This window comes from Pedobacter lusitanus (genome assembly GCF_040026395.1).
Classification (GTDB): Bacteria; Bacteroidota; Bacteroidia; order Sphingobacteriales; family Sphingobacteriaceae; genus Pedobacter; species Pedobacter lusitanus.
This window is the reverse complement of sequence record NZ_CP157278.1, coordinates 2336130-2348144: the sequence shown is the minus strand read 5'-3', so window position 1 is coordinate 2348144 and position 12015 is coordinate 2336130. Positions and strand designations below refer to the sequence as shown.

15 protein-coding genes are annotated in these 12015 nt (G+C 37.8%); 10 read left to right on the top strand and 5 right to left on the bottom strand.

Annotated elements, in window-relative coordinates; translation table 11 throughout:
- Positions 1-48: 48 nt before the first annotated feature.
- Together PL_RS09845 and PL_RS09840 are read right to left on the bottom strand one after the other, a co-directional pair.
- Positions 49-375: a DUF3276 family protein gene (locus PL_RS09845; RefSeq protein ID WP_041885828.1), complete on the bottom strand. Its 327-nt coding sequence runs from the start codon at positions 373-375 to the stop codon at positions 49-51.
- 70 nt (positions 376-445) lie between these two features.
- A complete protein-coding gene (locus PL_RS09840; protein ID WP_041885740.1) occupies positions 446-2236 on the bottom strand; it encodes an ABC transporter ATP-binding protein in 1791 nt (596 codons plus the stop codon).
- Between the two features lie 111 nt (positions 2237-2347).
- Here PL_RS09840 and PL_RS09835 point away from each other — a divergent pair, with 111 nt between their 5' ends.
- The 9 genes from PL_RS09835 to PL_RS09795 all read left to right on the top strand — a co-directional run bounded on the left by PL_RS09835 (position 2348) and on the right by PL_RS09795 (position 8434).
- Positions 2348-3436, top strand: coding sequence for a Glu/Leu/Phe/Val family dehydrogenase (locus PL_RS09835; protein WP_041885743.1), 1089 nt, complete (start codon positions 2348-2350; stop codon positions 3434-3436).
- 90 nt (positions 3437-3526) lie between these two features.
- Entirely contained in the window at positions 3527-4420 is an 894-nt protein-coding gene (gene nusB, locus PL_RS09830) for a transcription antitermination factor NusB (protein ID WP_348621557.1), read from the top strand.
- Positions 4421-4437: 17 nt separating this feature from the next.
- Complete coding sequence (locus PL_RS09825) at positions 4438-4887, top strand: DUF1573 domain-containing protein (RefSeq protein WP_041885746.1); 450 nt, start codon at positions 4438-4440, stop codon at positions 4885-4887.
- A gap of 20 nt (positions 4888-4907) precedes the next feature.
- Positions 4908-5231 (top strand): preprotein translocase subunit YajC, encoded by a 324-nt coding sequence (yajC, locus tag PL_RS09820; protein ID WP_041885747.1) that lies wholly within the window; start codon positions 4908-4910, stop codon positions 5229-5231.
- 83 nt (positions 5232-5314) lie between these two features.
- Positions 5315-6262 (top strand): CdaR family protein, encoded by a 948-nt coding sequence (locus tag PL_RS09815; protein ID WP_041885750.1) that lies wholly within the window; start codon positions 5315-5317, stop codon positions 6260-6262.
- Positions 6262-6858: a dephospho-CoA kinase gene (gene coaE, locus PL_RS09810; protein WP_200890795.1), complete on the top strand. Its 597-nt coding sequence runs from the start codon at positions 6262-6264 to the stop codon at positions 6856-6858. The genes PL_RS09815 and coaE overlap by 1 nt, the downstream gene beginning before the upstream one ends.
- Entirely contained in the window at positions 6859-7800 is a 942-nt protein-coding gene (locus tag PL_RS09805) for an MBL fold metallo-hydrolase (protein ID WP_041885755.1), read from the top strand.
- Positions 7800-7970 carry a DUF5522 domain-containing protein gene (locus PL_RS09800; RefSeq protein ID WP_160292155.1) on the top strand — a complete coding sequence of 57 codons (171 nt, stop codon included), beginning with the start codon at positions 7800-7802 and terminating at the stop codon, positions 7968-7970. The genes PL_RS09805 and PL_RS09800 overlap by 1 nt, the downstream gene beginning before the upstream one ends.
- 8 nt (positions 7971-7978) lie before the next feature.
- Positions 7979-8434, top strand: coding sequence for a MarR family winged helix-turn-helix transcriptional regulator (locus PL_RS09795; RefSeq protein WP_041885757.1), 456 nt, complete (start codon positions 7979-7981; stop codon positions 8432-8434).
- A 5-nt stretch (positions 8435-8439) separates the two neighbouring features.
- Here the strand turns inward: PL_RS09795 and PL_RS09790 are convergent, their stop codons facing one another.
- From PL_RS09790 to PL_RS09780, 3 genes are read right to left on the bottom strand one after another with little or no spacing between them, the layout of a single operon-like run.
- Positions 8440-9165 carry a ZIP family metal transporter gene (locus tag PL_RS09790; RefSeq protein WP_041885760.1) on the bottom strand — a complete coding sequence of 242 codons (726 nt, stop codon included), beginning with the start codon at positions 9163-9165 and terminating at the stop codon, positions 8440-8442.
- Positions 9165-9728: a phosphatase PAP2 family protein gene (locus PL_RS09785; protein ID WP_041885763.1), complete on the bottom strand. Its 564-nt coding sequence runs from the start codon at positions 9726-9728 to the stop codon at positions 9165-9167. The genes PL_RS09790 and PL_RS09785 overlap by 1 nt, the downstream gene beginning before the upstream one ends.
- Entirely contained in the window at positions 9725-10456 is a 732-nt protein-coding gene (locus tag PL_RS09780) for a class I SAM-dependent methyltransferase (protein WP_041885766.1), read from the bottom strand. Before PL_RS09780 ends, PL_RS09785 begins: the two co-directional genes overlap by 4 nt.
- A 168-nt stretch (positions 10457-10624) precedes the next feature.
- Between PL_RS09780 and glmM the strand changes: the two genes are divergently transcribed.
- A complete protein-coding gene (glmM, locus tag PL_RS09775; protein ID WP_041885769.1) occupies positions 10625-12013 on the top strand; it encodes a phosphoglucosamine mutase in 1389 nt (462 codons plus the stop codon).
- Positions 12014-12015: the final 2 nt, after the last annotated feature.

Genomic DNA, 12015 nt, shown 5'->3' with positions numbered 1-12015 from the left:
TGGGCATAAAAAAAGCCCCTGTAAGGAGCTTCTAAAAGGTCTTAAATCCTAGAAAGAAAAATCGTCATTCTGGCCTTTTGAAGCACCTTCATGGTTTTCTGAGTACTCATAGCGTTTTTCAACTACTTCCTGATGATTTTTAATATAATCAACTGTTTCGTTTAATCCTTCAGCAAACTTCTCAAAATCTTCTTTGTATAAAAAGATCTTATGTTTTACAAATACGCCGTCTTCCAGTCTTTTCTTGCTTTCAGTCAGAGTTAAATAATAATCTCCTGAACGTGTTGCTTTAACGTCGAAAAAATAAGTTCTTTTACCGGCCCTTACTTTTTTAGAAAAAACCTCTTCTCTCTCTTTGTTGTCAAATTCTCCCATGTTTGGTATTGCTGTTGGTTTTTGGTTCGGGTAAATATAAAGCATTAATTAGATAAGATCAAAATAGAAATTAAAGAGATTTATTTTCTTCCTCCAATAACTGATTTTGATACATTTCTTCATAAATTCCATGAAGGTTAATTAGTTCATCGTGAGTACCTTGCTCTGCGATTCTCCCTTCTTCAAGAACTAAAATTTTGTCTGCTTTTTTGATAGTGGAAATCCTGTGGGCAATTAATATGCTTGTCTTTCCTTTCATGACATTACCCAGGTTATTTAAGATTTCTTCCTCAGTTTTGGTATCGACTGCTGAAAGACAATCATCGAAAATCAATATTTTAGGCTCTTTGATCAACGCTCTGGCGATAGATACACGTTGTTTCTGACCACCGGATAAGGTAATGCCACGCTCTCCGAGCATAGTGTCAAACTTTAGCTCAAAATCCATTATATTGTGGTATACGGCCGCATTTCGGGCAGCGGTTTCTACTTCCAGATCTGTGACCTGGTCCAGACCAAAGGCAATGTTATTTTTGATATTATCTGAAAAGAGAAAAACTTCTTGCGGAACGAAACCGACTTGATTTCTGAATGAATTCAGATTTACCTTTTTTAGGGCTGTTCCATCAATGGAAATCTGACCGGAATCTGTATCATACATCCTCATAATGAGATTGGCCAGCGTTGATTTTCCAGACCCGGTACGGCCAATAATCGCAACAAACTGTCCGGCTTTAATATCAAAACTTATATTTTGTATAGCTTTGATACCTGTATCCTGATAGGTAAAACTAACCTGGTCAAATCTGATATTCCCGTTGAACTCGGTAGCTGGTGCGTCTCCGGTTCTGATATCTGGTTGTAATTCCAGAAACTCATTGATTCTTTTCTGGGAAGCGGAGGCACGCTGAATAAGTGTGGTTACCCATCCCAGCATGGTTACCGGGAAAGTAAGCTGATTGACGTAGACAATGAACTCCGCAATATTACCAGCAGTGATAGAACCGTTGATGACCTGTTCTCCACCTATATATACAGTAAGTATGGTGCTCAGACCAACTAAAAGCAGCATGGTGGGGTAAAAGAGTGCCTGTACGCGAACAAGGCCCATAGCGCTGCTTTTATAATTGCTGCTCTCTCTGGCAAAGATCTCGCGGGTATAATCTTCCCGGACATATGATTTAATTACACGGATACCTGAAAATCTTTCCTGTACAAAACTTGACAAACCGGAAAGCTGTTCCTGGATCTGCTCGCTTTTGTTATTGATCTGGGTATTCACAAAATATATAATGATCACCAGTAATGGGAGCGGCAGCAAACAGAAAGTTGCAAGTCTGGCATTAACTGAATACATCGAAGTAATAATCAGCAGAAATAAAACCAGTGTATTGATGGTGTACATAATTGCCGGGCCCACGTACATTCTCACCCTGTTTACATCTTCTGTTGCACGGTTCATTAAATCGCCTGTATTATTACGGCGGTAAAAGCCCAGGCTCAGTTTCTGATAATGTGCATAAATTTCATTCTTCATATCATATTCAATATGCCTGGACATTAAAATAAGTGTCTGACGCATGAAAAAGAGGAATAACCCTCTGATCAGATAGAGAATAAGTACGAGTGAACCAAAATAAAACAGGCTGTAACTAAAGATGTCATAAATGATCTGCTGTCTTTCAAACCCGTTAAACAGGTAGTATACCTGGATATTTTCAGTAATCAGATTAAAAGCATGTCCGATTACCTGGGCCGGAATTACACCGAAAATATTAGAGATAATTACGAAAAACACCCCGGGTATGATCCACCATTTATATTTATAGAAATGTTTATTTAAAAAACGAAGGTGCTTCATGTGGTGTAAAGTTAGCCAATTGCACATGATTTTTTAAAACTGTTTGGTTAAAACAATGTAAATAATGTTTTTTATCCTTAGTTTTGCGAGCTGTCTGATAAACGAAATCTTATGTCTGGTAATAGTTCTGTGGTAACCTCAATTTTAGATCAACTAAGTGCTTTAGGACACAAAAAAGTTGTTTTTTGTAATGATCCCGATACCGGATTAAAAGCCATTATTGCTATTCATGATACTACTTTAGGCCCTGCTTTGGGTGGTACAAGAATGCTTAGTTATGCTACAGAAACTGAAGCACTGGAAGATGTGCTGCGGTTATCAAGGAGTATGACTTATAAAGCTGCAATTACAGGACTTAACCTGGGAGGTGGTAAAGCTGTCATTATTGGTGATTCCCGTAAAGGTAAATCTGAAGCAATGATGCGCAGTTATGGTCGTTTTATCCAGAATCTGAATGGTGAGTTTATCACCGCTGAGGATGTGGGTACCACAACCAAGGATATGGAATATATCAGCATGGAAACCAAGCATGTAACGGGTGTTCCTGAGTCAATCGGCGGTATGGGTGATCCTTCCCCAACTACGGCAAAAGGTGTTTTTCTGGGTATAAAAGCTTGTGTTAAAGAAGTTTTTGGTACGGATATGCTGGCTGGACGATCGGTTGTTGTTCAGGGTATCGGTAATGTAGGTGAACAGCTGGTAGAATTACTGAGAAATGAAAATGTAGAAGTTTTTATCAGTGATATTAACGAAGAGCGTTTGCATCATATTGCCAGAAAATATAAAGCTAAACCTGTAGAGGCGAATAAGGTATTTGGTCTTGATGTAGATATTTACGCACCATGTGCCCTGGGTGCCACGGTGAATGATGTAACTATTCCAAGAATGAAATTTGCCATTATTGCCGGCTCAGCTAATAATCAGCTTGCAGACGAGCAGGTACATGGTAAATTGTTACTGGAAAAAAATATACTTTTTGCACCTGATTACCTGATTAATGCAGGTGGTCTGATTAATTGTTATTCGGAACTTACAGGTTTCGGAAGAAAACGTACGATGCAGCTGACTGAAAATATCTATCAGGCCACACGTAACGTTATTAAACTGTCTAAGGCAGAAAATATCCCGACTATCCTGGCAGCAAACAGGATTGCGGAACAAAGAATAATAGATATAAAGAAAATAAAATCATCATTTTAATAACCGGTATATTACCAACTCGTTCTTACATTCATGTTAAATAGAAGGCACCTACGAATTAAAGTCCTGCAAAACATCTTTGCGTGGCAAATGACAGAAAAAAAAGATCTACTTTCTGCAAAGAAAGAATTGATGCACAGTATTGATAATGTTTATGAGATGTATGTCAGAATGCTGGCATTACTTTCAGAAATTACAGAATATACTGCCATCGATGCTACAGAAAGAGCTAATAAGCATTTTCCTACTGCTGAGGATCTGAATCCCAATAAGAAATTATTGCGTAATAAGTTCATTATTATGCTGCAGGAAAATCCTGAATTTAAAGCGGCTGTAAATAAATACCAGATCAACTGGCATGCAGATCCTGAATTTATCAGAACAATTTACAATAAGCTGAAGTCTACGCCTGAATATGCGGCTTATCTGGAAGATTCGGATGAGACACTGGAAGGATCGAAAGAAATTATCAAATTTATCTTTAGAAAGATCATCCTGAAAAGTCAGAGTATTATCCAGGCTTTTGAAGATAAGTTTATCAACTGGCCGGTAGATAAAGAAGTCATGCAGGGAATGGTTGCAAAAACACTGAAAAACTTTACTTCTGAAGACCCTTTCAAAAACAATCTTACACCAATTAGTGCTGACTGGAAAGAGGATAGCAAATTTGTGGAAGATCTTTTCACTTATACACTGAAAAATAATACGGAATACCAGAATTTAATTGCTGAGCGCACTAAAAACTGGGAATCTGAACGTATTGCTCTGATGGACACCATCCTGATGAAAATGGCTATTTGTGAGCTGATGAATTTCCCTTCTATACCGGTAAAAGTGACTATCAATGAGTATCTGGACTTGTCAAAAGATTACAGTACTCCTAAAAGTAATTCATTTATAAACGGTATATTGGACAAAATTTTAGGCGATTTAAAACGTACTAACAGTATCAAGAAAATAGGTCGCGGATTAATAGAAGAATAAAAAATCAATAACTACTGATGAAAAAGATATTTCTACTTGCATTTGCAGCAGCATCATTAGCTGCTTGTCAACAAACAAAACCTACTGAAGCTGCGGCTGACAGTGTTGTGAAAACTACGACTGCGACTACTGCGGTAGCCTCACCTGATGCACCGGTAATCAGCTTTGAAAAAGGGATGTACAATTTTGGTAAAATCGTACAGGGTGAATCTGTACATTATGAATTTAAATTCACCAACACAGGAAAAAGTCCATTGATTATTACCAATGCTACTGCAACTTGCGGATGTACTATTCCTGAAATTCCTAAAGAACCGATTAAACCGGGAGCTGAAGGAGTGATTAAGGTTGTGTTCAATAGTGCCGGTAAAATGGGAATGCAGGATAAAGTGGTTACAATCACATCAAATGGTAATCCTTCAACAACAGAAGTACACCTGATTGGTGAGGTTAAAGAAAGAACATAATTATATAATAACAAATCAATATGACATTAACAGTAATTTTAGATGCTGCTGCCGGTGGTAGCAGTATGTTAAGTACCCTGGTTCCAATGGTATTAATCATGGTAGTTTTCTACTTCTTCATGATCAGACCACAGGTTAAGAAAGCTAAGGACCACAAGAAATTAGTTGCCGACCTGAAAAAAGGTGATAAAATCGTTACTACTGCTGGTATACATGGCAGAATCGTTGATATGAATGAACTTACTTTCTTAATTGAAGTTGAAGGCGGTACTAAAATCCGTTTTGATAAGTCTGCAATTTCATTGGATGCGACCAAAGCTTCTACTGAATTGCCTAAGGCTTAATTCATTAACAGACATTGAAGGCCGCTCCATATAATGGTGCGGCTTTTTTGTTTTAGTAAGAGAAATTTGATTACTTTACAGCCATGCCATTCATTAAACTTACAAAAATAGAGCGAAAGCGCTTTTTGGTATTGATCACCTGCGTGCTTCTGGCAATAGCAGGATGGCTTTTTCTGGCGTTAAACAATAAGTATGTTTATACAGCCAAGACTGTTCTGATTTATAAAAACTTCCCTCAAAAAAAAGCTTTTCATCCTTTACAATCGGATACGGTAGATTTACTGGTTGAAGGAACGGGCTGGCAGCTGCTGTTTGCCCGCTTGAGAGTAAACCCGCAATTTATAAGTATCAATCTGGATAAACTGAATAACAGAAATTATATTCTTTTCTCTGAACAGCTGTACAGTGTCAATAATCAGCTGGAAACTTCCCAGAAAATTATATCTGTCAGACCGGATACTTTATATTTCGATTTCTCTAAACGGACAGTAAAAAGGGTTCCGGTTAAACTGGTATCTGATTTGTCTTTTGTTAAACAATTCGGTATTTCTGATGTGATACAGTGTACGCCAAATTATGTAACTGTATCCGGTCCTCAGGAAGAACTGGAAAAAATTGCTGAATGGAAAACGGATACGCTGACTCTTCACAATATTCAGAATCAGGTGGTTACCCGGGTAGGTATGAAACAGAATCTGCTTAAAAATGTGAATATATTTCCAGCCAGTGTTGAAGTGAAATTACCGGTGGATGAGTTTACTGAAAAGACACTGGAGGTACCGTTGAAGATTATCAATAACAATGAGTATTATAACGTTAAGCTCTACCCGAAAAAGGTGAAGATAACTTTTATGGTTGCCTTGTCCAGTTATCAGCAGGTAAACGAAGATTTTATTGAAGCGGTAGTAGATCTTAATGAATGGAAATTAAAACACCACGGACAGTTGTCTGTTAAGCTGACACGTTTCCCTGATTACTGCAGAAAGGTAAGAACAGATCCGGAGAAGATAGATTTTATTATAGAAAAATAATGATAAAAATAGGGATTACTGGTGGTATAGGAAGTGGGAAAACTACAGTCTGCAAGGTGTTTGAGAAACTGGGGATCCCTGTTTTTTATGCCGATACAGTGGCTAAGGATATTATGATAACTGACCCGGTCTTAAGGGAAGGAATTATTCAGACATTTGGAAAAGAGAGCTATACAACTGACGGCAAACTTAATAATAAGCATATCGCCGGCATTGTGTTTAATGATAAAGAGCAACTGGCCAGACTGAACGGCCTGGTTCATCCTGCGGTGTTCAGAGCGTTTGATAGCTGGCAGAAAACAATACCTGCGGATATACCTTATACTTTGAAAGAAGCCGCACTTTTATTTGAGAGTGGCTCCTATAAAATGTGTGATAAAAGTATTCTGGTAACTGCTCCTGCGGATGTGAAAATACAGCGTGTAATGGAACGTGACGGGGTGACCAGAGCGCAGGTAGAAGCAAGAATGGATAAGCAGCTGAGTGATGAAGAAAAGAAAAAAATGGCTGATTTCCTGATTACAAATGATGAAAGCCAACCGGTAATACTCCAGGTTCTGGAGTTACACCATCAATTTATAAACTTTACAAAATAAATGATATTAGAGGATTTTTTAGTGCCAACTAAAATTGGACTATACTGCGCTTATGGCAATTTTTACCTTGATCCAAAAGAAATGGTAAAGGATGCCGTAATTTCGCATGCACATGGTGATCATGCGATTAGTGGGAATTTTAATGTGTATTGTACGCAGGCAACCTCATTATTCATGATTCAGCGATATAAAAAGTTTGCTGCAGGTGAATTTCATCTTTATGCTTTTCATACTGAGTTTATACTGAATGGAGTTAAGATCAGCTTTATACCAGCCGGCCATATTTTAGGTTCTGCGCTGGTTATGATGGAATATAAGGGAGTGAAGTATTTATATACTGGGGACTATAAGCTTCAGCCGGATACTACTTGTGAACCTATAGAGTTTGTTGCAGCTGATGTGTTGATTACAGAAACTACTTTCGCAAATCCTGATACTAAGCATCCGGATGTTGAGCAGGAAATCAAAAAACTGAATTCAACAACGAGTAATGTAATGCTTGGCGCTTATGCTCTGGGGAAAAGCCAGCGACTGATTAAGTTAATCAGTGATCACTGTCCGCAGCGAAGAATCCTTGTTCATCATAGTATTCTTCCATTTGTGAAGATTTATGAGCAAATGGGAATTGATATGGGAAAATATGAGGTTTACGACCGGAAGGTAATGAAGAACAATAAAACAGATATGATTTATCTTGTTCCGCCTTTAGTGTACAGGAGTTATATCAAAGCTATTAATGTGATCAGGGTTTTCGCTACCGGATGGAAACATTTACAGCATAAAAATGAGCTTCAGCTGTTTATTTCTGATCATGTGGACTGGGATGATATCCTTTATACGATCGATAAAATCAAGCCGAAAGAGATCTGGACTACACATGGAAGTGGAATTCAGTTGAAAAGTTATTTTACAAACATTATAACTGTTAAATTGCTTAACTAATGGAACGGAATACTGACTATTATTTCAACGAAGATGGTCTGATGGTTTTTACGGAAGCTTATCACCTTAAACGGGGATATTGCTGTAAAAATGGCTGTAAGCACTGTCCGTGGAAATATGGCAGGAAAAAGAATGATAGTAAGGATAATGAATTAACTAAAGACAATTAAACAAAGTGATGCAGTTGCAGAAAGAAATTAAAGCTCCCCGCTACGAGAGTGCATTCCATGAGGCCATGGTCAATGTGGCTTTCACGCACAATTGGTGTAATGAACAGGTGAAACAGGCGGTATCATCGTATGATATTACGAATCAGCAATTTAATGTGCTGCGAATTCTGCGTGGTCAGTACCCAAGCCCTTCAACTATTAACCTTTTGAAATCAAGAATGCTTGATAAGATGTGTGATGCATCAAGGATTGTAGATCGTCTGGTACAGAAAGAGCTGATTTGTAAAAAGGTTAATCCTTATGACAAACGCGCAGTGGATATCCTGATTAATGAAAAAGGACTTGCGTTGCTAAAGAAGATGGATAGAGAAATGGATCTGTCTGCTATATTATCCTCCAATTTAAGCAGACAGGAGGCAGAATTGTTAACTACATTACTGGAGAAGGCCAGGGGCAGAGATTAATACCCCTAATGACCGTGCCCTGAACTGTAAAATCCAATCAGCGCTATCCCAATACCCAGTAATACAGCAATCATTTTTCGTTTTGAAACTTTATGATCCACACTGGATTCGAATAAAATGGTAGTTGAGATGTGTAAAAATATCCCGATCACAACGCCCATCATTTTATGGAAGTAAATTTCAATACCTCCTATACGCCCGGTGCTGATTCCATTGCTTACCCAAAAACCCAACGGAGCCATAATTGCAAAAATGGCCAGATAAAAAACTATTGAGCCGGGCTTAAATTTATTCTGTACCAATATACTCGCCAATGCAAATGCAGCAGGGATGTGGTGTAATGAAATCCCGAAAATTAATGCATTATGCTGATCTGCAGCTAAGGGCATGCCTTCAAGAAAAGCATGTAAACACAGACTGATCATAATTCCGTAAGGAAATATCTGCGTATCGTGATGTTTATGGATATGACCGTGTTCTACACCTTCAGAAAACTGTTCCAGTAAAATCTGTAAAAGAAATCCGATTAATATGTATATCCCTATTTCGGTGCGATCAGGTCCACTGTAGGCATCGGGTATAAGATGTAATACGGTTATAGCAAACAAATAGGCGCCACTGAAAGAAAGTATCAGTTTTAGTAATTGTGATTTATCACTTTTTACTAAAAAAATAGACAGTCCCCCCAGAAAGGCACAAAAGAATAATATTAAAATTTTCCAAACTTCCATTAAGTAACTGGTTGTAGTTTTTTATAAATCAGCGATACAAGAAATCCAATAGTAGATCCTAAAGCAGCGCCTGCTATAGTGTCTATAGGATAATGCACACCAACATATATTTGTGCAAAAGAAATAATAAATGCCCAGGCAAGACCAATTGGCAGTATGGGTTTCCATCTTGGATAGAAAACCATAATCAGAAACACTGCAATACCGAAGTGATTGGTTGCATGTGCAGATGGAAAACTAAATCCGCTGCCGCAGGGTACACGGTGAATAATATAGTTGACCAGCGCAGGTTCGTTACAGGGCCTTAATCTGTGGACAAATGGCTTAATAAATCTCGATGAGATCATATCGCCCATGGCAAAAGTAAGCAGTATGCCACCAATGATATACCAGCCTCTTTTTTTATATTCTTTAAAGCAGAAAATAATAATAAACAGGTACAGGGGAGCCCAGGTATAACGGTTCCGCATGAGTGGCAGAAACCAGTCAAAAAAGCCATTGGATAATCCTCTGTGAATTTTTAGAAATAATTCTACATCAAAGGTGTGTAAGCTCTCTATCATGCTTTTTTACAAACAAGGATTAATCTGTCAGACTTGGTTTCGTCAAAGGCTTCAAGACTATAGCTGCCAAATGTATCAACGATAGCTAATCCGCTTTTTTCAAACATACGTTCAAAATCAGCTAATGAAAAGGCCTGTACGCGCTCTTCAAAAGCAAAATGTTTACTCTTATGCTCAAAATTGATATGTTTGATAATCTTACCTTCTGAAACAAATTTATGCAGATCGAAATCTATACCTTCTACGGTTTTGGTTTCTCTGTGTGTAAGATTACTGATGATTTTCTGTGTGTTGAAGTAATCGATAACTACTGTTCCGTTTTCTTTAACACTTTTTCTGAAAGACTTCAGCGCATTGACATGATCTTTTTCTGTGTCAAAGTATCCGAAACTGGTGAAAAGATTCAGCGCAATATCATAATAATTGATGTAGCCCAGTTTACGCATATCATGAACAAAGAAATGAAGATGCTTCTGTTCGAACTGTTTAGCATATTTTATGCTTTGCTCAGAAAGGTCAATTCCTGTTACGTCAAATCCCTTTTTATTTAAATAAACGGAATGACGCCCTCTGCCACAGGCAATATCCAGAATACGGGAATGTAGAGCTGGTTTCAGATAAGCAGTAAGATTATCAATTAAAAACTCTGCTTCGGCATCATTACGCTGACTATAAAGAATATGATAATAAGGAGAGTTGAACCAATATTGAAACCACTTACGTTGCATAGAGACCGTCTTAAATTAAAAAAAACAAATATAGTGATTAGGAATGCAACTGGGTGGATATTCATATAATCTGCTTAAACATTTTCATTACAATGACATTAAACAACCTCAATTATGCCACCCTCTTCTTAAATTTTTACTATTTTTGGGAAACAAAATTCATAGCAGTTGACACTTATAAAATCTATTTCAGGAATCAGGGGAACTATCGGCGGAATCGCTGGAAATGGGCTAACACCTATTGATATAGTGAAGTTTACCGCAGCTTATGGCTCGTGGGTAATTAAAAATACGAATATTAAGAAAATCGTAGTCGGAAGAGATGCAAGAATCTCGGGAGATATGGTGAATAACCTGGTAACCGGAACTTTACAGGGACTGGGTATTGAGGTGATAGACCTTGGTTTATCTACTACACCAACTGTCGAAATTGCTGTCCCGCTGGAAAAAGCTGGTGGTGGAATTATCCTGACTGCAAGTCATAATCCAAAACAGTGGAATGCCCTTAAACTCTTAAATGAGAAGGGGGAATTTATCAATGATGAAAATGGTAAGGAAGTTCTGGAAATTGCAGAAAGAGCGGATTTCTCTTTCGCTGAAGTAAATGATCTGGGAAAGGTTGTTTATGACGATTCTTATCTGCAAAAACATATTGATGTAATTCTTGCTTTGCCACTGGTTGATGTTGAGCTGATCAGAAAAGCGAACTTTAAAATTGCAATAGACTGTGTAAATTCTACAGGCGGTATTTTTATTCCGGCTTTGCTGAAAGCTTTGGGAGTAGAAACTGTTTTTGAGTTATATTGTGAGCCTAACGGGGAGTTTCCGCATAATCCTGAACCCCTGCCGGAAAATCTTACTGAAATTGCCAAAGTTGTACAAAGTAAACATGCTGATCTGGGAATTGTAGTTGATCCGGATGTAGATCGTTTATGTTTTGTGTGTGAAGATGGAACTATGTTTGGTGAGGAGTATACTTTAGTCGCTGTAGCAGACTATATTCTTAAAAACCAACCAGGGAATACTGTTTCCAACTTATCATCTACAAGAGCTTTGAAAGATGTTACGCTGAGAGCTGGTGGTGAATATAATGCTGCGGCTGTTGGTGAAGTAAATGTGGTAAACCAGATGAAAGCTACGAATGCAATTATTGGTGGTGAAGGTAATGGAGGGATAATTTATCCTGAATTACATTATGGCCGTGATGCTCTGGTAGGAATTGCCTTGTTTTTAACACATCTGGCAAAATTTGGAAAATCTATATCCTTACTGAGAAGCAGCTATCCGAATTATCACATTTCAAAAAATAAAATCACACTAACTCCTGAAATGGATATTGATGCCTTACTGATTAAAGTACAGGACAAATACAAAAATCAACCGAACAGTACCATTGATGGGTTGAAAATAGAGTTTGATAATGAATGGGTTCACCTGCGTAAATCAAATACAGAACCAATTATCCGTATTTACAGTGAGGCGGAGAATGAAACTGTAGCTGAAAACCTGGCGAACAAAATTATATCAGATATCAAAGAAATTTTAAAATTGAATTAATA

Coding starts and splice junctions, on each gene's coding strand:
- PL_RS09790 (WP_041885760.1), bottom strand. CDS start 9,165: ATGGAAGTTTGGAAAATTTTAATATTATTCTTTTGTGCCTTTCTGGGG.
- PL_RS09835 (WP_041885743.1), top strand. CDS start 2,348: ATGTCTGGTAATAGTTCTGTGGTAACCTCAATTTTAGATCAACTAAGT.
- PL_RS09840 (WP_041885740.1), bottom strand. CDS start 2,236: ATGAAGCACCTTCGTTTTTTAAATAAACATTTCTATAAATATAAATGG.
- PL_RS09845 (WP_041885828.1), bottom strand. CDS start 375: ATGGGAGAATTTGACAACAAAGAGAGAGAAGAGGTTTTTTCTAAAAAA.
- PL_RS09825 (WP_041885746.1), top strand. CDS start 4,438: ATGAAAAAGATATTTCTACTTGCATTTGCAGCAGCATCATTAGCTGCT.
- PL_RS09785 (WP_041885763.1), bottom strand. CDS start 9,728: ATGATAGAGAGCTTACACACCTTTGATGTAGAATTATTTCTAAAAATT.
- PL_RS09795 (WP_041885757.1), top strand. CDS start 7,979: ATGCAGTTGCAGAAAGAAATTAAAGCTCCCCGCTACGAGAGTGCATTC.
- PL_RS09815 (WP_041885750.1), top strand. CDS start 5,315: ATGCCATTCATTAAACTTACAAAAATAGAGCGAAAGCGCTTTTTGGTA.
- yajC (WP_041885747.1), top strand. CDS start 4,908: ATGACATTAACAGTAATTTTAGATGCTGCTGCCGGTGGTAGCAGTATG.
- PL_RS09780 (WP_041885766.1), bottom strand. CDS start 10,456: ATGCAACGTAAGTGGTTTCAATATTGGTTCAACTCTCCTTATTATCAT.
- PL_RS09805 (WP_041885755.1), top strand. CDS start 6,859: ATGATATTAGAGGATTTTTTAGTGCCAACTAAAATTGGACTATACTGC.
- coaE (WP_200890795.1), top strand. CDS start 6,262: ATGATAAAAATAGGGATTACTGGTGGTATAGGAAGTGGGAAAACTACA.
- nusB (WP_348621557.1), top strand. CDS start 3,527: ATGACAGAAAAAAAAGATCTACTTTCTGCAAAGAAAGAATTGATGCAC.
- PL_RS09800 (WP_160292155.1), top strand. CDS start 7,800: ATGGAACGGAATACTGACTATTATTTCAACGAAGATGGTCTGATGGTT.